This is a genomic window from Pseudomonas sp. MPFS, from assembly GCF_022537035.1.
Lineage (GTDB): Bacteria > Pseudomonadota > Gammaproteobacteria > Pseudomonadales > Pseudomonadaceae > Aquipseudomonas > Aquipseudomonas sessilinigenes.
In genome coordinates, this window is sequence record NZ_CP066123.1 from 2678643 (window position 1) to 2699909 (window position 21267).

At 66.0% G+C, this 21267-nt stretch carries 18 protein-coding genes and 1 riboswitch; of the genes, 5 read left to right on the forward strand and 13 right to left on the reverse strand.

Annotation, left to right across the window (positions count from 1 at the left end; translation table 11 throughout):
• Positions 1–70 precede the first annotated feature (70 nt).
• The 3 genes from ercA to I9018_RS12675 all read left to right on the forward strand — a co-directional run bounded on the left by ercA (position 71) and on the right by I9018_RS12675 (position 3871).
• The gene (gene ercA / locus I9018_RS12665) at positions 71–1234 is read left to right on the forward strand and encodes an alcohol dehydrogenase-like regulatory protein ErcA (protein WP_085596434.1); all 1164 of its coding nucleotides are present in this window, start codon (positions 71–73) and stop codon (positions 1232–1234) included.
• A complete protein-coding gene (locus tag I9018_RS12670) occupies positions 1218–2957 on the forward strand; it encodes a NahK/ErcS family hybrid sensor histidine kinase/response regulator (protein WP_241109656.1) in 1740 nt (579 codons plus the stop codon). Before ercA ends, I9018_RS12670 begins: the two co-directional genes overlap by 17 nt.
• Before the next feature lie 98 nt (positions 2958–3055).
• On the forward strand, positions 3056–3871 hold the full coding sequence (locus I9018_RS12675; protein WP_068586430.1) for a VanW family protein: 816 nt from the start codon (positions 3056–3058) through the stop codon (positions 3869–3871).
• 322 nt (positions 3872–4193) lie between these two features.
• Here the strand turns inward: I9018_RS12675 and I9018_RS12680 are convergent, their stop codons facing one another.
• The gene (locus tag I9018_RS12680; RefSeq protein ID WP_241109657.1) at positions 4194–4580 is read right to left on the reverse strand and encodes a hypothetical protein; all 387 of its coding nucleotides are present in this window, start codon (positions 4578–4580) and stop codon (positions 4194–4196) included.
• Positions 4581–4722: 142 nt separating this feature from the next.
• On the opposite strand from I9018_RS12680, the gene I9018_RS12685 reads away from it, so the two are divergent.
• Positions 4723–5112 (forward strand): hypothetical protein, encoded by a 390-nt coding sequence (locus I9018_RS12685; protein ID WP_225926574.1) that lies wholly within the window; start codon positions 4723–4725, stop codon positions 5110–5112.
• Here I9018_RS12685 and I9018_RS12690 read toward each other — a convergent pair.
• Positions 5109–6530, reverse strand: coding sequence for an FAD-binding oxidoreductase (locus tag I9018_RS12690; protein WP_241109658.1), 1422 nt, complete (start codon positions 6528–6530; stop codon positions 5109–5111). The genes I9018_RS12685 and I9018_RS12690 overlap by 4 nt on opposite strands.
• Before the next feature lie 89 nt (positions 6531–6619).
• Complete coding sequence (locus I9018_RS12695; RefSeq protein WP_241109659.1) at positions 6620–8014, reverse strand: VOC family protein; 1395 nt, start codon at positions 8012–8014, stop codon at positions 6620–6622.
• A gap of 367 nt (positions 8015–8381) precedes the next feature.
• Here I9018_RS12695 and I9018_RS12700 point away from each other — a divergent pair, with 367 nt between their 5' ends.
• Positions 8382–9455 (forward strand): diguanylate cyclase, encoded by a 1074-nt coding sequence (locus tag I9018_RS12700; RefSeq protein ID WP_241109660.1) that lies wholly within the window; start codon positions 8382–8384, stop codon positions 9453–9455.
• 127 nt (positions 9456–9582) lie between these two features.
• Here the strand turns inward: I9018_RS12700 and I9018_RS12705 are convergent, their stop codons facing one another.
• From I9018_RS12705 to I9018_RS12750, 10 genes are all read right to left on the reverse strand, one after another.
• Positions 9583–10512: an ABC transporter substrate-binding protein gene (locus tag I9018_RS12705; RefSeq protein ID WP_241109661.1), complete on the reverse strand. Its 930-nt coding sequence runs from the start codon at positions 10510–10512 to the stop codon at positions 9583–9585.
• Positions 10505–11257, reverse strand: coding sequence for a (2Fe-2S) ferredoxin domain-containing protein (locus tag I9018_RS12710; RefSeq protein ID WP_241109662.1), 753 nt, complete (start codon positions 11255–11257; stop codon positions 10505–10507). Before I9018_RS12710 ends, I9018_RS12705 begins: the two co-directional genes overlap by 8 nt.
• Positions 11258–11268: 11 nt before the next feature.
• Positions 11269–13188 carry a TonB-dependent receptor gene (locus I9018_RS12715; protein ID WP_241110137.1) on the reverse strand — a complete coding sequence of 640 codons (1920 nt, stop codon included), beginning with the start codon at positions 13186–13188 and terminating at the stop codon, positions 11269–11271.
• 152 nt (positions 13189–13340) lie between these two features.
• Positions 13341–13543, reverse strand: a riboswitch (cobalamin riboswitch).
• Between the two features lie 162 nt (positions 13544–13705).
• The gene (locus tag I9018_RS12720; RefSeq protein WP_241109663.1) at positions 13706–14773 is read right to left on the reverse strand and encodes an arginine N-succinyltransferase; all 1068 of its coding nucleotides are present in this window, start codon (positions 14771–14773) and stop codon (positions 13706–13708) included.
• Between the two features lie 49 nt (positions 14774–14822).
• Complete coding sequence (locus I9018_RS12725) at positions 14823–15839, reverse strand: arginine N-succinyltransferase (RefSeq protein WP_124346550.1); 1017 nt, start codon at positions 15837–15839, stop codon at positions 14823–14825.
• Positions 15840–15999: 160 nt separating this feature from the next.
• A complete protein-coding gene (locus I9018_RS12730; RefSeq protein WP_068586400.1) occupies positions 16000–17349 on the reverse strand; it encodes an APC family permease in 1350 nt (449 codons plus the stop codon).
• 183 nt (positions 17350–17532) lie between these two features.
• The gene (locus tag I9018_RS12735; protein WP_068586397.1) at positions 17533–18285 is read right to left on the reverse strand and encodes an N-formylglutamate amidohydrolase; all 753 of its coding nucleotides are present in this window, start codon (positions 18283–18285) and stop codon (positions 17533–17535) included.
• A complete protein-coding gene (locus I9018_RS12740) occupies positions 18269–19624 on the reverse strand; it encodes a glutamine synthetase family protein (RefSeq protein ID WP_277398103.1) in 1356 nt (451 codons plus the stop codon). The genes I9018_RS12735 and I9018_RS12740 overlap by 17 nt, the downstream gene beginning before the upstream one ends.
• Complete coding sequence (locus tag I9018_RS12745) at positions 19621–20265, reverse strand: isochorismatase family cysteine hydrolase (RefSeq protein WP_022643667.1); 645 nt, start codon at positions 20263–20265, stop codon at positions 19621–19623. Before I9018_RS12745 ends, I9018_RS12740 begins: the two co-directional genes overlap by 4 nt.
• Positions 20266–20267: 2 nt before the next feature.
• Positions 20268–21122 (reverse strand): MurR/RpiR family transcriptional regulator, encoded by an 855-nt coding sequence (locus I9018_RS12750; RefSeq protein WP_124346552.1) that lies wholly within the window; start codon positions 21120–21122, stop codon positions 20268–20270.
• Positions 21123–21267 lie beyond the last annotated feature (145 nt).

Genomic DNA, 21267 nt, shown 5'->3' on the forward strand with positions numbered 1-21267 from the left:
GGATTGCATTCGCCCGGCGATGCTTTAGGCTGGCGTTCTTTCCAGAACAATAAGAAAACAGGCTTTTGCCATGGGCCAGAATCTCAGTCTGCTGCGCAAGTTCGTCTCCCCGGAAATCATCTTTGGCGCCGGTTGCCGGCATAACGTCGGCAACTATGCGAAGACCTTCGGGGCGCGCAAGGTCCTGGTGGTCAGCGACCCCGGGGTGATCGCCGCCGGCTGGGTCGCCGATGTCCTGGCCAGCCTCCAGGCCCAGGGCGTGGAGCACTGCCTGTACAGCGCGGTGTCGCCCAACCCGCGGGTGGAGGAGGTGATGCAGGGCGCCGAGGTCTACCGGGAGAATGCCTGCGACGTGATCGTCGCCGTCGGCGGCGGCAGCCCCATGGATTGCGGCAAGGGCATCGGCATCGTGGTGGCCCATGGGCGCAGCATCCTGGAGTTCGAGGGGGTGGACATGCTCCGCATGCCCAGCCCGCCATTGATCATGATTCCCACCACCGCCGGGACCTCGGCGGATGTCTCGCAGTTCGTCATCATCTCCAACCAGCAGGAACGGATGAAGTTCTCCATCGTCAGCAAGGCGGTGGTCCCCGATGTATCGCTGATCGATCCGCAAACCACCCAGGGCATGGACCCGTTCCTGTCCGCCTGCACCGGCATCGACGCCCTGGTGCATGCCATCGAGGCATTCGTCTCCACCGGCCACGGCCCGCTCACCGACCCCCATGCCCTGGAGGCCATGCGCCTGATCAACGGCAACCTGGTGCAGATGATCGCCAACCCGCAGGACATCGCCCTGCGCGAGAAGATCATGCTCGGCAGCATGCAGGCCGGGCTGGCGTTCTCCAATGCGATCCTCGGCGCGGTGCATGCCATGTCCCACAGCCTGGGCGGCTTCCTCGACCTGCCCCATGGGCTGTGCAATGCAGTGCTGGTGGAGCACGTGGTGGCGTTCAACTACAGCTCGGCACCGGAGCGTTTCAAGGTGATCGCCGAGACCTTCGGCATCGACTGTCGCGGCCTCAACCAGCAGCAGATCTGCCGGCGCCTGGTGGACCACCTGATCGCGCTCAAGCAGGCCATCGGCTTCCACGAGACCCTGGGCCTGCATGGGGTCAGCAGCAGCGATATCCCGTTCCTGTCGCGCCATGCGATGGACGACCCGTGCATCCTCACCAATCCCCGGGAGTCGAGCCAGCGCGATGTCGAGGTGGTCTATGGCGAGGCCCTCTGAGGAACAGCAACGGGCCCTGGCCGGGCTGCTGGGCCTGGGCAATCACTCGGCGCGCAAGAGTCACTACCCGGAGCTGGCCGCGCGCCTGGAAGACCTGGAAACCGAGCGCAACCGCTACAAGTGGCTGTTCGAGCACGCCGTGCACGGGATCTTCCAGGCCAGCCTGCAGGCCGGCATGCGCGCCGCCAACCCGGCCCTGGCGCGCATGCTGGGTTACCAGGACCCCCAGGAAGTGCTGTTTTCCCTGGCCGACCTGGCCGGCAACTTGTTCGTCGGCGGCGCCCAGGAGCTGGAGGCCATCGGCGAGCAGTTGCAACGCGAGCGCAGCTTGCTGGGCTACGAGACCCAACTGCGGCGCAAGGACGGCAGCAGTATCGACGTGCTGATGAACCTGCTGCTCAAGCCCGATGAAGCCGGGCTGGTGGAGGGTTTCGTCGCCGATATCACCGAGCGCAAGCTGGCCCAGCAACGCCTGGAGCAACTCAATGACCAGCTGGAACAACGGGTGACCGCGCGCACCGATGAACTGCTGGACGCCAACCGCGAGCTGCAACAGCAGATCCTGCGGCGCGAGCGTAGCGAACGGGAAGCGCGGGAGGCGCGGGATGCCGCCGAGGCTGCCAACCGCAGCAAGGACAAGTACCTGGCCGCCGCCAGCCACGACCTGCTGCAACCCTTGAATGCCGCGCGCTTGCTGATCTCCACCCTGCGCGAGCGCCAGTTGCCCAGTGCCGAGCAACTGCTGGTGGAGCGCACCCACCAGGCCCTGGAAGGCGCCGAGGACCTGCTCACCGATCTGCTGGATATTTCCCGCCTGGACCAGGCCGCGGTCAAGCCCGATCCGGCGACTTATCGCCTGGATGAAATCCTCGCGCCACTGGTGTCCGAGTTCCAATCGGTCGCCGAGGCCGCTGGCCTGGAGCTGCGGGGGCGCCTGGGGGACCATGCGCTGTTCACCGACCTGCGGTTGCTGACGCGGATCCTGCGCAATTTGTTGAGCAATGCCTGCCGCTACACCGAGCGCGGCAGCATCCTGCTGGCGGCGCGGCGCCGGGGCGAGCACCTGCGGCTGGAGATCTGGGACACCGGGCGCGGGATTGCCGCCGACCGCCTGGAGTCGATCTTCCTCGAGTTCAACCAGCTGGACGTGGGCCGTGCCGCCGACCGCAAGGGGGTCGGCCTGGGGCTGGCGATCGTCGAGCGCATCGCCCGCATCCTCGGTTACCCGGTGCAGGTGCATTCGCGCCCGGGCCGTGGTTCGCGGTTCAGCATCGAGGTGCCCCTGGCCGCCCGGGTGCCGCTGCCCATCGGCCAGCAAGCGCCGCAACCGAGCACCGGCAACCCGCTGCCCGGGCGCCGGCTACTGGTGCTGGACAATGAGCTGAGCATCCTGGACAGCATGGCCGCGTTGCTGGGGCAGTGGGGCTGTCAGGTCGTCACCGCCACTGACCAGGCGGCGGCCCTGGAGGCGTTGCAGGGCCAGGCGCCGGAGCTGATCCTGGCGGACTTCCACCTGGATCACGGCATCACCGGGTGCGAGGTGGTGCGCCAGTTGCGCGAGCACTTCGGCCAGCCGTTGCCGGCGGTGATCATCACCGCCGACCGCAGCGATCAATGCCGGCGGGCCTTGCAGCAACTGGGCGCGCCGCTGCTCAACAAACCGGTGAAGCCAGGCAAGCTGCGTGCTGCCTTGAGCCAATTGCTGGGGCAGGGCAGCGCCTAGGGGCCGGACTCCCGGCTAGTGGGGCGGCGGACTTGCAGCTAAGATGCCGCTCTTTTTTTCAAGGACGAAGCCGGCCCTGGGCTGGCCCTTACCCATCGATGAAGCCGTTGTCTTCGTACCACCCGTTGTTGTACTGGCTGCGCGTGCGCCAGAAGCGCCTGGCGCGCAGCCTGGCCTGGCGTTTTTCCGGCCGGCGATATGCGCGACCCGTAGCCGACAGCCCGCGCTTGCCCCATCGCTACATCAAGCACACCTCCAAGCTGATCCGCACCCTGGGCGACAGCGACCTGGCCCTGCAGCACAACAAGGTGATCAATCTCAGGCTGGCGGTGGCTTGCATCGATGGGGTGCGCATCGGCCCGGGGGAGTATTTTTCCTTCTGCCAGCTGGTGGGCCGGCCCAGTCGCGCGCGGGGGTTCGTCGAGGGCATGGAGCTGTCGTTCGGCGAGGCGCGCAGCGGTATCGGCGGGGGCATCTGCCAGCTGAGCAACCTGATCCACTGGATGGCGATCCACTCGCCGTTGCAGGTGGTGGAGCGGGCCAACCACAGCTTCGACCCGTTTCCCGACGAGGGCCGGGTGCTGCCTTTCGGCTCCGGCGCGGCGATCTTCTACAACTACATCGACCTGGTGCTGCACAACCCCGGGCCGCACGCCTTCCAGCTCAAGCTGCACGTCGGCGCGCACCAGCTCGAGGGCGAGCTGTTGTGCGAGCAACCACGCGGCTACCGCTACCACGTCTATCAGCGGGAGCACCGTTTCGTCCGCGAGGGTGGTCGGGTGTTTCGCGAGAACCAGATCTGGCGCGACATCCGCACCAAGGGCCAGGATTCCGAGCTGGTGCAGCAGGAGTGCCTGTATCGCAATCGAGTCGTGGTCAAGTATCCGGTGGCCGATGAGTGCCTGGAGCATTAAGGGCGAACGGTTAGGCAGTGGCCCGCGCCAGTGGCTAAACCAGCGCCAGGAGTGGCCTGTGTGTGTGAAATTTCCTACTTGAAATACAGATAATTCATCAATCCAGTTTTATTCAGAATCAGTCCTCGGACTTTCCCTGGCAGTTGCACTAGAATGCGAACCGTTCGCCCGGTGCAAGGGCTCTTTACCGGTGCAAGGATTGCCAAGGCCAGAGCACTGGGCGAACACCTCCTCCTGATCCGCGCCCTGCGCACATCGCTCCACCCCCTCTTATTCATCAGCGCTCCCCCCTCATCGAGGGTCGCCTTCTTGCGCGCCCCAGTCAGAGAATCACCGGGTACAACGCCACCTTGCGGGCCTGCAACTCGACCCATTGCGGGCCGTCTTGCGATGCGCCCTGCAACGACAGCAGGACGATGGACCCGCCGATAGCCAGTGCTGCGCCGCCATCGCTGTCCACCTGCAACAACTGCGCGTTGATCCGCAAGCCATCGGCGCTCCAGTCCATGCGGGGGGCGCTGCTGGGACTTGCGTGCAGGTTGTGGTCCCACTGGAAGCCATCCTCCAGGGCGAGCTCCACCTCGTGCTCGCTGGCCAGGGGCGGAAGCGGCCCCGACCACTGGCCGCGTCCGTTGCCCACGGCGCAACTGAAACCGACCCACGGGCCATCGGGCATTTCAGGGTGCAGGGCGGTCAGGGTGATACGCATGGGCAGGGTTTCCACGGGCCGGGAGATGAGTGGCGCCAAGGCTGCCGCAGCCGGGGCCGGCTGGCAAGCCGAGCGGTGGTTTTGCTTGCGTGGGCCGGGCCCGTTCAACAGAATGCGCCCCTTGCCCGAGCCCACGAGGGCCATGGACGCTATTGGAGATCCGGGATTGATCTGGTTGCAACGTTTGTTGATGTCGATCGGTGTGCTGGCGCTGGTGCTGCTTGGCCTGGTGCTGGCCAAGATGGAGTTCGCCCGGACGCCGCCCCTGCCCCTGGCCAACCACCCCGGGGCCCAATGGCAGGGCGCCGCCGATGGCGGTTACTTCGTCGAGATCACCCGCGCCGAGCCGCCGCTGTTCTTCGTCCAGGTGCGTCATGCCAGCGGCGATCTGTGGGATGAAGGCTGGGTGCGCTACGAAGACGGCGACGGCGGCCCGCTGACCGCCGACAAGGTGCTGGCTTTTGATGGCGATGCGGTGATCTACCTGCAACAGCGCAAGGTCCTGGCCTCGCAGAAGTCCATCGCCCGCTAGCGCGCCGAGGGTTTTGGGCCCGGGCGCTGCGGGGCGTAGGCATCCCACAGCTTGTTGCGGAACTTGTTGTGCGGATCGACCCGGGCCTTGAGGGCGAAGAACTCGTTGGCCCGGGGATAGGCCGCGTGGAACTGCTCAGGCGTGGCCAGGATCTGGTAGGGCAGGTAGTAGCTGCCGTCGTGGCGGATGGCGCTGTCCACCAGGGACCGGGTCCACTGGCGCACCTCATCGCGGGCGGCCGGGCGGGTGTCTTGCTGGTAGTACAACACCAGGGCGAACACGTCGGTCCGGGCCCAGGCCAGCAGCGTACCGGGATCGGCCTTGGCGTGGCGGATGGACAGGTTGATCACATTGACCTTGTGCCTGCGCAGGGTCTCGCCCATGTCCTCGACGAAGCCTTGCAACTGCCCAGGGGGCACGAAGTACTCCTGCAACACGTAGGTGCGCCTGGCCCGGGATGCTGGCTCCAGCTCACGCACGTCGAGGCTGGCCTCGTAGTTGCGCCAGACCACCTGCTGGCGCTTGAACACCAGCGGGTCGATGACCTCCTCGCGGATCGACTTGCCCATGGGCCATTGGCTCACCACCTTCATGGCCCGGCGTTCCTTCCAGTAGTTGCGGTCCAGGGGCGTGAGGCGTTCCTCGACCGTCACCGGCAGCTCGGTCTGGCTGTAGGACACCGCGCGCAGGTGCTGGTACTGGTTGGGGTAGAGCACGGCGTTGTGCAGGATCACCTTGGGATCATTGGCGATGTGCTGGAAGAAGTAGTCGTTGTAGCGCTCCAGGGGCATTTCTTCGAAGGTCCGCAGCAGACGCACGTTGTCGCTCAACTGCAAGGTGGCTTCGGCTATCACTCCCAGGCCGCCGTAGCCGCCGATGGCGCCGTAGAACAGCTCGGCATTATTTTGCGGGCTGGCCTCGATCACCTGGCCGTCGGCCAGCACCAGCTTGATCGACTTCACCGAGCCCACCAGTGGCCCGTAGCCGATGTAGCGGCCATGGGCGTTGACGCTCAGGGCGCCGCCGACGGTGAAGTTGGCGTAGCTCTGCATGATGCTCACGGACAGATCGTAAGGGTCGATGAAGGTTTGCAGGGCGCGCCAGGTGATACCGGCCTGGACCGTGATTTCCTTGCGCTCGCGGGAGAACGCCAGGACCTGGTCGAAGCGCCGCATGTCGATCTGCAGCGCGTGCTCGGTGGCGGTCTGCCCGCCCATGCTGTAGCGGCCGCCGCCGATGGCGATGGGCCCGGGGTGGCCGGCCACCAGCTGGACGATCTGCTCCAGGCGAGTGGGCTGCGCCACCTGGTCGACCACGATGGGATTGAGCTGGGTGATGTCGTTGACGATTTGTTCGCCGTGGCTGGCCGAGGCCAGGCCCAGTGCGGCGCAGAACAGAAGGCCGGTGCTGAATTTCATGGAACCATCCCTGGAAGACGCCACCGGCAGGTGGCGCAAATGGCGGCAGGATAGCCTTGCCGCCGTTTCCCGGCCATGGATTCTTGCGCTTACAGGGCGGGCAGGCCCAAAGCTTCGGCGCACTGCTCCAGGGAGCGCCGCTGGGTCTGGGCGTACAGCTGCAACTCATCGAGGGTCGACCGGCCCAGGGCCGTTTCGAATACCTGGCGGTTGGAGTGCCCGGCGTAATGGCTCTGGCTGTCGTCGCCAAGGTTGGACTGGAAGATCCCGGCGGCGCTGACCGGCAAAAAGTCTTCGTACACCAGGGGCTCGCAGCCCAGGTGCCCGGCGGCCAGCAGCGCTTGCACCGTGGTCGGGCGACCGGGCTCGGTGCGGGCGGCGAGCCCGGCTTCGCGGGTGAAATAGCGGAAATAGGCCAGGCCCTGTTGGCGCATGGCGTCGTGGCTGTCGGGAAACTCGGCGAAGTGTTGCTGCATCAACTGGTTGTAGCGCTGGGCATTGGCTTCGCTGGGGAAGTCACCGAGCTCGTCGCGGGCGGCATTCAACAGGCGGTCGTAGAGTGCCCGGCCTTTGGGCGTGAGGGCCGCGCCACGCTGTTCGATCTCGCCGAAGCGGGCGCTGTGGCTGCCCTGGTTGTGCGCCTGGTCGGTGAAGGCGACGCTTTCCTCCAGGGCCTTGAAGCTGGTCTGGCGCAACAGGATCGGGCAATCCCGGCGCGGCGGGCCCTCGATCACCGCCTTGGGGGTGATGCCATGCGCGGGCATCAACCGTTGCACTTCGTCGATGTCCAGGGTGCGTGGGGTCAGGTGGTTGATATGCGGGCCCTTGAACGCCACCACGTCGGCGATTAACCGGTGCTGGGCACTGAGGTTGGCGTACTGGGCGGCGCTGACCGTGGCGTGGTGGTGCCAGCGGAAGGTCTCCAGGGCTTGCTGGATGAACGCTTCGGCGGCGTCGGCGGTGAGGCCGCCCTGGTCCTCGGCCTGATGGATCAGCTCCAGCACCCGGGGGGTGAAGATCGAGCGCCGCGCCAGCACCTGCTCGGCGAATGCGCGCAGGTCGGGGTTGTCGATCAGCTCCAGGCGCAGCAGCGAGGTGAAGACCCGGAACGGGCTGACCTGCAGGGCCTGTTCATGCACCGCGCGAAACGCCGTGGAATGCACCGGCACCCCGGCGGGGGTGAGGTCGTAGTAGCCCACCGGTTGCATGCCCATTACGGCGAACAGGCGCGCCAGGGTCGCCAGCTCGGCGGCGGTGCCGACGCGGATCGCACCATGGCGCTCCAGGTCCAGGCGTTGCAATTCGCCGGTGTGTCGCAGGTGCTGGGCAATGGCCGGTTGTTGCTCCAGTACCTGGGCGTTGACCTGGGCCACCAGTTGCATCAGGTCGCCATACAGTGGCACCTCCTCGCGGTACATATCCGACATCGCCCGGGAAAATCCCTGGCGGATCAGGTCAGGACTGACGAAGCGCTGGTGGCTCATGGACAAGGTTCCCGTGGCAATGGATCGAGGCGTGAGAGGAGCGGGTCGGCCTCGATTCTGCGCAGCGCCGCCAGGGCTGACAAACGAAAGTTCCTCTGAACTTCATTCTGCAAACGACTGCATGGCCCCCGGCGACAGCCAGGGCCGGCAGCCACTTTGGCCATGGAGCTGGAGGCTACGGCCAGGGCTCCTGGAAAATTGGTTATCGAGGGCCTTGCGGTTATAGCCAAATATTCCCGAACAACCGCGCCGAGGCTGGTAAAACAGGCCTGTATGGATGATGGCGTTTTGAGTTCGCATCGATCGGCATGCACCGGTTGATTCCTATCCGCTCGTTGCATCTTTCCCAACGCTGGACGGAGGCGATTTGGCCCCTGAGCAGTACACCAGAGGGAAGGGATTGTCGTTGGCCAGGAGGCTCTACCGCTCGCGCACCCTGGGGCTGGCCCTGGGGTTCTTCTGCGTTGTCGAGGGCATGGCGCCCTTGCAGCCAGCGCCCTGGGTCTGGGGCTTCATGTTGTTCAACGCCTTCGCCTGGCCACACCTGGCCTACCAGTGGGCGCGCCTGGCCCGACAGCCGTTTCGCGCCGAATACCGCAACCTGCTGGTGGATTCGCTGCTGGGGGGCTTCTGGGTCGCGGCCATGCAGTTCAATCCGCTGCCGCTGGCCACCACCCTGGGCATGATGGCCATGAACAATATCGCCATGGGCGGGGTGCGGTTCTTTCTCGCTGGCTGCGTGGCCCAACTGTTGGGCATTGGCCTGGGCCTGGGGATCTTTGGTTTCGCCTTCGCTGCCCGCACCTCGCCCGAGCAGCTGTATGCCTGCCTGCCGATGTTGACCTTGTACCCGCTGGTCCTGGGATACATCTGCTACCAGCAGGCGGTGACCCTGGCCCGGCACAAGCGCGAGCTGTTGGCGTTGAGCCGTACCGACAGCCTGACCGGGTTGCTCAACCACGGCGCCTGGAAGGACCAGCTGGAGATCGAGTTCCAGCGCTGCAAGCGCCAGGACCATGGCGGCGCCATCGCCCTGATCGATATCGATCATTTCAAGGCCATCAACGACACCTACGGCCATGTGGCCGGCGATGTGGTGCTGCGCCAGTTGAGCAAGCTGCTGCGCCAGAACCTGCGCATCAGCGACCAGGCCGGCCGCTATGGCGGTGACGAGTTCTGCGTGATCCTGCCGGATGTCCCCCTGGAGCATGCCGCCGAGTTGATGGAGGCGCTGCGCGGGCGTTTCGGCGCCCTGGGCTACGAGCAGACCCCGGCCTTGCAGGTCAGCCTGAGCATCGGCCTGGCCGCCTTCGACTCCCGGCATGAAGAAGCCATGGGCTGGCTCCACGACGCCGACCAGGCGCTGTATGCGGCCAAGACCTGCGGGCGCAACAACGTCAGCTGCCACCCGCCACAACGGCACCTGCTCAACTCCCTGTAGCCGCAGCTGAGCCTGCGAAGCTGCGCCCAGGCCCGAAGGGGCTTGCGGCGATGGTGTCGCGCTCACGTTTTGCGTTCGTTGCGCGGCCGTGGGCAGCCTGCGGCGCAGGGCCGCTCTCGCTGTGCGTTCAATCCTGCGGCGGGTGCAGGCGCCGGGCCAGTTCCAGGGCGGTGCGGGCGCTGGCGATACCGGGGACCAGCTGGGTGAAGGGGATGTCGATCAGGCGTTGCTCGCGCACTGCCCGCAGCCGCGACAGCACCGGATCGCCCTGCAGCAGGCGGCGCTTGCGTGCGGCCGGCGACCACAGGGCATCGGCCAGCAGCATCACTTCCGGGTCATTGGCCAGCAGGGTCTCGCTGTCTACCACCAGGCGCGGGCGGTCGATGGCGGCGAAGCTGTTGCGGGCTCCGGCAGCTTGCAGCAACACCCCGACAAAACCCCGTCGGCCCTGGCTGGCCAGGCCGCTGACCTCGCTGTCCAGGTAGAACACCGAGGGCTGGGGTTGGTCCTGGTACAGGGCCCGGGCCGAGGCGAGGTCGCTATCCATCTGGGCGATCAACTGCTGGGCCCGTTCCTGCTTGCCCAACAACTGGCCCAGGGTCAGCAGGTCGCGGCGGATGTGCCCGAAGTAGTCCTCGTCATGCCCGGCGCAGGCCGACTCCAGCAGGTAGCTGCCGACACCGATGGCGCCCAGGCGCTCGCGGGAGCTGAAGTTGTCGGGGAAGGCCGAGGCGAAACCGCCCACCACCAGGTCGGGCTTGAGGCTGTACAGCACCTCGGCCGACGGGTATTGGCGGGCGATCACCGGCACCCCGTGGTATTGCCCCTGGGCCATGGCCTGGCCATCGTCGTCCAGGTAGGCGACGCCGATCAGCGCCGGCCCGGCGCCCAGGGCCAGCAGCAGGTCGGCGCTGTGCTGGTTGAGGGCGACGATGCGCTGCGGCGTGCCGGGGCTGGGCCAGCTCTTGCCGCAGTTTTCGTAGCTGCCGGCCAGGGCCGGCCCACTGGCCAGCCACAGCAGGATGGCCAGGCACCTGGCCCGGGCTGTCCTAGGCATCGGTGGGTACTCCATACGGTGCGGCAATCTGCAACTGGGCGACGGGCTCGCCGGCCAGCAGGTGCCTCTCCACCAGTTGCAGCACCTGGCTGTCGTTCTCGACCCGGTACCAGCAGCCATCCGGGTGCACGGTGAGCACCGGTCCCAGGTTGCAGGGGAACTGGCAGGCGGTGCGGGTCAGCAGCACGCCCCCGGGCTTCTCCATGAGATCAAGGCGCAGCAGCTCGCGACGCAGGGTCTTCCACAAGGGCAGGGCGCCGCGCCGGACACAGCGCGGGCCGGTGCAGAGCAATACCTGGCGGGCGTGGGGCGGCACCTGCGACCAGTCCGGATCGCTGGCCACCGGGTTGACCTGGTCGCATGGCAGGTGGCGTTCGCGCTGGGCGATGCTGGTCCAGGCCAGGGCCGCATCCAGCCCCCGGCGACCCAGGGCCTGGGCGGTGACCCACAGCCGTGGCGCCTGGGAGTGGGCACGGGCGCGGCGTCCCAGTTCATCGCGCAGCCAGTCCAGATAGGCGCTGTCGGAGCTGGGCTCCAGGTCCACCACCAGCAACGCCGCGCCAGCCTTGGCCAGCGTTTCGTCCAGGGCCGCCCAGAGGCTGTCGAAGCCATCCAGGGTATCGATCACCCGGGTCTCGACGCTGTCGTCGCGCAGGCCTTCGAGCTCGCGACAGAAGGCCTGGCCGAGGGTGCCACCCAGCAGGCCGGGACCGACGAACAACACCCGTTGATAGTGTTCATGCATGGCGGTCGGCCTCAGAAGCGGTAGGTGTAGCGCACTTCGGTGGTGAAGGGGCGCCCCAGGTTGTCCAGCGCCGGTCTATCGCTGGTCATGCTGGTGGTGTAGTCGCGGTCGAACAGGTTCTCCACCAGCAGGCTCAGGCGATGCTGCTGGGCCGTGTCGAGGTAGCGATAAGCGTCGGCATCCACCACCGAGTAATGGCCGTAGTCGAGCTTGCGTGGACTGTCGATCTGGCCGATATAGCGAATCGCGCCGCCCACGCCCCACAGGCGGTCCTGCGATTCGAAGCCCAGGCGCGAGCGGGCGAAGAACCCGGGGATGTTGCTCAGGGTCACGTTGCGTGACTCGACCAGGTTGCGGGTCATGTCGGCGGACAGGTTCCATTGCGGGCTGAACTGCCAGCGTCCGTCCACCTCGATGCCCCGGACCCTGACCTGGCTGTCACCGTTGACGAATTGTTTGTTGTCCAGGGCAATCAGGTCGTCGATCTTGCGCCGGTAGGCGGTGATGCTGGCATTGAATTCACCGGCCAGCAGGCTGCCCTTGTAGTCCAGGCCCAGTTCGGCGTTGACGCTCTTTTCCGGCTTGAGGTTGCGGTTGCCTTTTTCATTGGGCTCGTTGGCGAACAATTGCTCGGCGTTGGGCAGCTTGAAGGCATTGCCGTACTGGCCGCGCAATTGCCAGTTGGGCGTGAGGTCGTACAGCGAGGTGAGCATGCCCACCGTGGCGCTCTCGCCGCCGCTGATTTTCTCGTGGCGCACGCCAATGCTCGAGTGCCAGTCCGGCAGGGCTTCGAACACCGGGCGCAACTGGGTATACAGGGCGTTGGCCTGGGCCTTGTTGTCGTCGATCTTGAGTACGTCGTCCTGGCCCTTGAACCACTGGTTGTCGGTGCCGAACACCAGCACATGGCCGCCGTCCAGCTCGGCCTTGCCCTCGGCTTGCACGCCCCAGTCGGTGAAGCCCCAGTAGTCGTTGTGGTTGATGACCTTGATGCCGCCATCATCGTTGCTGTTGATACGGGTGTAGCGCGTGTCCCAATCGTTGACATGGCCCTTGACGAAGTAGCTGAAGCGCTCGCCCAGGCGTTGCTCGAAGGTGGCGGTGGCGATCTGCTGGACCCGGTCGTTGGTGGTCTTCTTGTTGTTCGCGGCGCGGGCAAAATCCAGGTTGGCGTCGGTGTACTGGTAGAACAGCTCCAGGCGCGAGTCGTCGCCGAACCCCTGGATCGCCTTGGCGCCGAAGGTGGTCACCTCATAGGAACGCTTCTTGTCACGGGTGCTGGTGTTGTAGGCGCTGTTGCGAAACGGCTGGTAGCCGTCGGAAACGTTGTGGCTGGCATAGGCCAGCAAGCCCAGGTCGCCCAGGCCGTTGCTGACGATGCGTTCCACCCGGGCATCGCCGCTCCTGCCCATGAAGCTGTCCAGGCCCAGGTTGACTTCGCCGGAGGCGTCGCGGGTCTGCGGGCTGCGGGTGACGATGTTGATCACCCCGGACACCGCCTGGGTGCCGAACAGCAGGCTCTGGCCGCCCTTGAGCACTTCGATGCGCTCGATGGCGTTGGCTGGCAGGGTATCCAGGTACAGGCCGCCGTACAGGCGGTTGTTCAGGCGCACGCCATCGAGCAGGATCAGCGTGTCATCGTTGCGCCCGCCCAGCAGCGAATAGGTGCCGTAGTCGAAGGGGCCGTTCTTGGGCGCCACGTAGAGGCCCGGCACGTACATCTGCAGGACCCGGGTGATGTCGCTGCTGGGGCCGGCGCGTTCGATCTGCTGGCGATCGATGATTTCCACCTTGCTGCCGTACTTGGCCATTTCGGCCACGGTGGTGGACTCCACCGACGGGGCGGACACGAACTGCTGGTCCAGCTTCAGGGAGGTGTCGTCCGCCAGCAGCCAGGGGCTGAACAGGCAGCCGAGCAGGGCGCCGCCCATGGAACGGCGCGGAGCTCGCCAGTCGCGCGCAAGGGAAGTGTCTGTTGTTGTCATTCTTGGTCTTCTCGAAAGTGTCTTCGGGAAGCACGCAGGGAGAAGGTGGCAGGCACGCGCACGCGCCCACACCGGCCCATGCCCGCCCACCGCAGGATTGCCAAACAGATGCTTCAGGCCGGTCTCCGGGCTTGCGAGGCTGGCTGCATTCGCCTTCCCATACCTTGGGTACAGTGGCGTGTTGAATGCAGCACTCGCTTACCGTTGCGGGGGCAGCACCGGACTTGCCCCTGGGGGCGCACCGGTTTCCCGTTTCACCTCACGCACGGCGGCGTGAGGCACCTGAAACAGGGCGGCATCTGAACATCCGTCCTGCCGTTCGTCAATCCTGTAGGCGCTGGCACCCATCATCCGCAGCCCTGTAGCCGCCGTCGAGCCTGCGAGGCTGCGCAAAGCCCCGCAGGGGCTTCAGCGCGGGGCCAAGCTTGCGCCTGCGGCAGTGGCTACACGGGCGGGGCCGGCGTTACCAGGCGGTGGCGGGGGAGGTGCGCACCTGGGTCTGGTTGCTGCTCTCGGAGAGGCAGGCCAGCAGCGGTACGGCGCGCACGGTATCGCCGGGCTGCAGTTGCAGGTGCTTGGCGGTCTGGCGGTCCACCAGCAGGCAACCGGCGACCAGGCGCCCGGGGGCTGCGGTGATGCGGCATGTTTCCAGGCGGCGGTTGTAGATCAGCCACAGCGGCGCCTGTTCGTCCAGGCTGCCCACCAGCAACGGCAGGGTCCGGCTTTCGCGGACGCTGCGGATGTTCATCACCTGGGCCTCGATCACCGGCCCGCCATCGAAGATGTCGATGCAGCCCTGGTGGTTGAAGCCTTCCTCGCGCAGGATGCCGACCGCTTGATCGGTGCTGGCGTGGGCCTGGCCAATGGCGGCCTGGGCGGTAGGGCTGAGCAGGCAGGTGTAGAGCGGCTGGCGCGGCATGAGTTCAGCGATGGAGGCCTTGCCCCCCTGGCTGGACAGGCGATTGGCCTGTTGGAAATCCATCTTGAAGAAATGCCGCCCCAGGCTGTCCCAGAATGGCGAGGCACCCTCGCTGTCGACCTGGCCACGCAGTTCGACCACCAGCTTGTCGCCGAACAGCGCCGGGTACTCGGCGACGAACAGCAAGCGTGCGGTGGACAACAAGCGTGCGGCATGGCCCTGGCGCTGGTCCTGGCGCAGGAACAACGAGCAGAGTTGGGATTGTCCGGTCATTTCGTTGCACAGGAACAGGGTCGGGATCTGCTTCTCGATCCCCAGCCCCGGGGCGCTGCCACGAGTGATGCCCACCCGGTAGTTGTAGCAGGGCTCGCGCAGGCCGATGGCACCGCTCAGGCCGCAGATACCGATTACCTGCTGGTCGTCATCTTCAAGCACGAACAAGTAGTCGGCATCGGCGCGTTCCACCTGGCTGGCGAATGTCCGCTGTGCCCAGCGGATCCTGTGGGCCAGGCGCTCGGGATCGCTGCTCAGGTCGTCCAGCTCACGGCAGCAGCCCTTGAGCAGGCTCAGCACTGCCGACAGGTCGTTGATGCGGATCGGGCGCACGATCATCGGCGAACTCCTTGCAGCGATTGAGGCACGTGTCGAAATCCAGCGCGGTTCATAAGGCCACGCCTCGCACAACTTCGCCGGGGACCAGGCGCAACGCCTGCAGCACGCTTGGGTCCAGGCCCACGATGTCGCCGGGGGCTTCGTCCAGGGGGGCGATCAGCGCCCGAAAATCCTCCAGCCGTTCGTTGCTCAGCAGCCATGGCCGGCCCTGGCCGCTTTGCGGTTGCGAGCAAGTGGCGGCGACCCGGCTCTGAATGATCGAGCGTAGCTCGTTATTGCGTGCCTGCAGGGTCGGCCCGGCGTCGAACAGGTCGACATACTGGGTGGGCGAGAAGCCTTCGTCGACCAGGATGTCACAGGCTTCCCGGGCAGCGGGATGGATCCGGCCGATGCAATCCTGGGCCGCCTGCGAAAGCATCGGGATATAGATCGGGTACTGGGGCATCAGCTCGGCCAGGAACCCACGGCCTTGCAGGGCGCACACGCGCTCGGCCTCGATATAGGGCAGGTCGAAGAAGTGTTGGCCCACCGCTTCCCAGAAGGGTGATTCGCCGGCCTCGCTGCTGTAGCCGATGATCTCGCTGATGCAGCTCTCGGCGAAGCGTTGCGGGTGGGCGGCGATGAACAGCAGGCGGGCCCTGGATGCCAGTTGGGCGATGGGCGTGCCGCTCAGGTGCGCATCCAGGTGGAAGCTGCGCAGCAGGGTCTGGCCGTTGAGGTCGTGGCACAGCGACAGGGTCGGTACGCCATGCTGGATGTTCAACTCGCGGGAGCTGCTGACGAAAGGCCGGTTGCGCAGGCTGTAGAAGGGTTCGCTGAAGCCGGTGGTGGCGAGGATGTCGGAACAGCCGTGCAGTTGCCCGGTGTCCAGGTCCTCGAGGACGAAGAAGTAGTTTTCCGGTCCGCGGCCGGCTTCCTGCCTGGCGAAGGACGCCTGCGAGTTGAGAATCTTCCTGCGCAGGCAGCTTTCGTCATCCACCAGCGATGTGGCGCCCAGCAGGCGTTCGCGGGTCAGGCGCCGCAGTTGGGGCAAATCGGATAACGCCACGGGACGCAAGGCCAGCATGGGGGTACTCCTGTATCAAGGGCCGCGCCTGTCGGTGCGGCCAGACATCACTGTCGATTACCACGCAGTTTCATGGCCGCTCTCGTGGCAGCCTGGCTGCGCACCGCAGTTGCCGGTGGTGCACAGTGGGTGCCGCACCCTGGGGGCGGCACCGGCGACACTACTGTTTGAGCGGATCGGGCAGGGCGGCACCGCTGCCCAGCCGGTTGAGCAAAAACAGATAGATCAATCCTGCGACCACCCAGATCGCGCCAAGTTTCTGCGCATCCACGCCCATGTTGTACATGATGGCGCAAACGATCACGAAACCGATCGACGGGCAGATCAGGTGGCGCACCACCTGACCGGACTTCTGCCGGCGCCAGTAGAAGTTGATCACCGTGATGTGCAGCAGCATGAAGCCGCTCAGGGCACCGAAGTTGACCAGCGAGGTCAGGGTGTCCACCGAGTTGATGAACAGGTAGCAGATCAGCAGCGACAACAGCGCCACCAGGTAGATGCTGATGTGCGGGGTGTTGTGCTTGGGGTGGACCTTGGCCAGCACCTTGGGCAGCTTGCCATCGCGGGCCATGCCGAACAGTAGGCGCGACACGGCGGCTTGCGAGGTGATGGCCACCGCCACGCCCCAGGCCAGCGCCGTGGCGACCCCGGTGACGGTCGCCAGCCAGCTGCCGGCAGCCAGCTCGGCGATCTCGTAGAACGCGGTATCGGCGGACTTGAAGCCCATGCCGGCGGCCAGGTCAGTGGCGATCCAGGTCTGCACCACGAAGATCGCGCCCATCACCACCAGGGTGATCAGCGCGGCGCGCCCGACGCTGCGGCCCGGGTCGCCCTTGACCTCTTCGGCCAGGGTCGAGATGGCGTCGAAACCCAGGAACGACAGCACCGCGATCGACACACCCTGCATCAGCATGCCGAAGTGGAAGTTTTCCGGGCTGTAGAGCGGCGCCAGGGTCAGTTGGCCGTGGCCGGTGCCGCCGTGCAGGGCGTTCCAGGCGTAGAACAGGAAGATCCCCAGGACCACCAGCTGCGCCAGCAGGAACAGGATGTTCATCCGCGCGGTGAAGGTGATGCCCCGCAGGTTGACGAAGGTGGCGCTGACCAGGAACGCCAGGATGAAGCCGACCTTGGGCACTTCCGGGTACAGGTGGTTGAGCGCCATGGCCGCGTAGACATAGAGCAATGGCGGGATCAGCAGGTAGTCCAGGAGCATCAGCCAGCCGGCGAGGAACCCCACGTGGGGGTTGAGGCCACGCTGGGCATAGGAGTACACCGAGCCGGCGATGGGAAAGGCGCGGGCCATGGCGCCGTAGCTCAGGGCGGTGAAGACCATCGCCACCATGCCGATGATGTAGGCCAGGGGCACCATGCCCGGGGCTTCCTGGTTGACGTAGCCGTAAACCCCGAATGGGGCGATGGGAATCATGAAAATCATCCCGTAGACCACCAGGTCGCGCAGGGTCAGCCCGCGCTTGAGTTCCTGTTTGTAGCCGAATTCTTCAATCTCCATGAAGCAGTTCTCCTTGTAGCCAATAGGGGGGCAAAGCCCGCGGCGAGCGTCGTCATTGACGCTTGGGGACGCGGGCCGGTGTTTGAACCTGGCAGGGTCAAAGGCACACCACAGCGGTTTTTCTGATTGTTATTGCAGTCCTGTTAACAGCGTTATGGGATGACCTGCGGTGCTCCCGAGGTACTACAGCAGCGGTGCCAGGCAATCGCTCCAGCGTTGTACCGCCTCTGGGGTACGCAGCAAGTCGTTGCGCACCTCGATCAGGATCGATTCCAGGCCCCGGGCATCGCCGTGCACCGGTACCGTCATATCGCTCAACGGGTCGATTTCATAAGGCTGGTTGCCCGCCACTTTCAATGGCAGGGCCCACAAGCCCTCCAGCACCCGGGCGGCATAGGCGGTGGCGCCGCCGTAGAGCACGCCGATTTCCAGCGTCCGCGGCTGGCCGTAGTACACCGGGGTAAAACTGTGGATACCCACCACGCGCACTTCACGCCCCTGGGCCAGGCGCCGGTCGATGATCCGTTGCAAGCGCTGGTGGAACGGGGTGAACAATTGCTGGCGCCGATACTCGCGGGTGGCTTCGTCCAGGTGCTGGTTGCCCGGGACCTGGTAGATCTCGCTTTGCAGCGGGATGCTGTCGGGAGCATGCCGTGGACGGTTGAGGTCCACCAGCAGGCGCGAGTAGTTGGCCGCGATCAGGGTCGCCCCCAGGGCCTGGGACAGGCTCTGGGCCAGTTCCAGGGCGCCCGGGTCCCAGGCGATGTGTTCGCGCGCCGCCACCGGGTCCAGCCCCAGGTCGTTCAGGGCGGGAGGAATATAGTGGCTGGCGTGCTCGCACACCAGAATCAGCGGATGCTCGGAGTCTTCCCGGAACAGGCGATAGGCCGGCTCGGTATACAACCCCAGCTCGGCAGATTTAGTACAGGCGTGCATAGTGCTCACAAAGTTGGGCAGCGTTCAGGTGTTCGGTCAGGGACACTTCCTTTTGTTTGACGGCGAAATAGGTATCCAGCAGCGATGGCGGCAGCAGTTGCCGCAGCTCGCGGTTCTCGCGCAGGCAATCCAGGGCCTGGGGCAGGGTGCCGGGCAGCGGCACAATGCCGCTGGCCAGGCGCTGTTCGGCGCTCAGTTCATCGGGGACCTTGTCGGTCACCGCGGTCAGCGCCAGTTGTTGCTCGATGCCCAGGCGCCCGGCCATCAGTACCACGGCCATGGCCAGGTGCGGCGAGGCGGTGGCGTCCAGGGCACGGAACTCCAGGTTGTACTGCGGCGCCGCGGCCTTGCCGCCGATGGTCACGGTGGGGCAGATCCGCAGCGAGGCTTCGCGGTTGCGCAGGCCCAGGCAGGCGTAGGAGGCGCTCCAGTGATGGGGCTGCAGGCGCGCATAGGAAATCGGCGTTGGCGCGGTGAAGGCGCACAGCGCCGGCAGGTGCTTGAGCACCCCGGCGGCCCAGTACTGGCCCAGGTTGGAGAGGTCGTCGCCGCTCACCGCTTGCGGGTCGTAGAGCAGCGGGGTGCCTTCCAGGTCCTGCAGGCTCAGGTGCAGGTGCACGCCGTTGCACACCGCGTTCTCGGCGGTCTTGGGGGCGAAGCTGACGTGATGTCCCAGCTGCCGGGCGATCTCGCGGGTGATCTCGCGCACGTTCACCGCCCGGTCGGCGGCGGCCAGGCCCTGGGTCGGGCGGCAGGTGATTTCGTATTGGTGCTTGCCGTACTCGGGCAGGAACATCTCCGGCTCGGCCCCGGCGCTGCGCAGGGCTGCCAGCAGCCAACCGCCGAAGTCCGCGCCCTGGCGCTGGGCCTGCAGGGAAAAGGCCAGGTGCTCGGCCTGCCCGCTACCGGTGTCGAGGTTGAATTCATGCTCGAACGCTGCGATGACCTGGATGCCCAGGGCCTGGTAGGCCGCCAGTTCGTTGCGCAACAGGGTGCGCGGGCAGGCGGCCCAGGGCTGGCCATCGGTCTCGCGGATATCGGCGTGGATGAAATCCAGCGGCGGTGCCGAGGCGTCGGGCCCGGCCCCGACGCTGACCCGGCTGTCCAGGTCAGGAATCAGTCGCAGGTCGCCATAGGCGCCCCAGGGGTTGTCCTCGGCGATCAGGTCCTGGGGTGTCAGTGCGCTGTTGGCCGGCACCCAGCCACAACCGCCGAGCCGATAGCGCTCCAGCTCATCGCTGGGAAACGAGCGTCCGCGGGTGACGCCGATCAGGTCGGTGGTGACGATGCTGGTCATCGCCACCGGGCTCAGGGCCTCGACGCCCTGGCCCCGGCTCACCCGCGGATCTCCCGCAGGCGGCCCAGCACCGTGGCGGTGTCGGTGATCCAGCAGTAGCCCTTGATCGCATTGAGGCAGGCCTGGTGCCGGGCATCGCTGTAGGTGGCGCAGGCGTCTTCCACCAGGGTCACCAGGTAGCCGCGGTCGGCGGCATCGCGCACGGCCATGTCCACGCACTGGTCGGTGACGATCCCGGCGACGATCAGGTGGCGAGTCTCCAGGTTGCGCAGCACGTAGTCGATGTTGGTGGAGTTGAAGACGCCGGACGACGTCTTGGGCAACACGATCTCGTTTTCTACCGGCTCGAGCTCAGCGATGATCGCCGCTTCCGGGCTGCCCTTGGGCAGGTGCATGTCCGACAGCTTGTGGTCCAGGGAGCGGTCGCGGCCATCGGCGGTGAGGCTCTCGATGATGGTGTGCAGCACGTTTTGCCGGGCCTCGCGCACGGCGGCCAACAGCTTCTGCTGGTTGGGGATCACCTGCTCCCGGGCGCGCTTGAGGAACGCCTCGCCCTCGGGGCCTTGCAGGTGCGGGTCGAACTGCGGCTCGAGCCAGGCCCGTTGCATGTCCACCAGCAGCAGGGCGGTGTGGTCGACGACGAAGGGCAGGTCCCGTGGCGAACGGTGGGGCAGGCTGAACATCCTTATTTCTCCTCCAGCACGTGTGTAGCGAATTCGGCCCGCAGGGCATCGATGCCCTCCAGGCGTTGGTCAAGATGGGTACTGCGCGGGGTCATGCAGGCAATGAGTGCCTCGACCTGGGCCAAGGCCGGCACCAGGGTGTCGAAGGGCGACAGCGACTCCACCGGGGCGCTGATGATCAGGTCCGCCAGTTCGCGCAGCGGCGATGCGTAGATATCGGTGAACAACACCACCCGGGCGTTGCGCGCCTTGACCGCGCTGGCCACCCGCAGGGCCTGGGACTGGTAGCGGCGGTAGTCGAACAGCAGCACCACGTCCTGGCGTTGCACATCGAACAGGCGGTCCGGCAGTTGGGCGTTGTCTTCGAGAAAGAAACAGCCCGGGCGCATCAGGCGCAGGTGATTGAGCAGGTACTGGGCGAGGAAGCTGCTGAAGCGCCCGCCGAAGCAGTGCACGCAGTGGCGGCTGTCCAGCAGCCAGTCCATGAGCACGCGGATGTCCTCGGGCTGGGTCAGCGCCTGGGTGTCCTGCAGGGCGCGCTGGCTGCCGGCCAGGTAGCGACCCCAGGTGTCGCCCTGGGCCACCTGGGCCCGGGGGTGCAACAGGGTGCTGGGGGAACGCAGGCGGTCATCCATGTCGCTGAGCAGGGCGTCCTGGAATTCGCCGTAGCCGCCGAAGCCGAGCTTTTTCACCAGGCGCACGATGGTCGGATCGCTGACCCCGGCATGTTCGGCCAGGCGCGACATGGGCCCCAGGCCGTTGCGTGGGTAGTGGTCGAGCAGGGCTCGCACCACCTTGCGCTCGGAGGGCGTCAGGTCGAGGGCAGGGTCGGTGATCAGGGTTCTGAGCGAAGGCATCGGCACGCCTTGAAGGTCGGGTGTAGTTTTTGTTTCATAAAAAGCAGAAAACGATAGTTATGTAATGAACGTTACATGTCCAGTGAATTTTTGGGTGATGGCAAAATGCTCTAGAACGGGGCTTCCGATCGCCCGGAAACTGTCA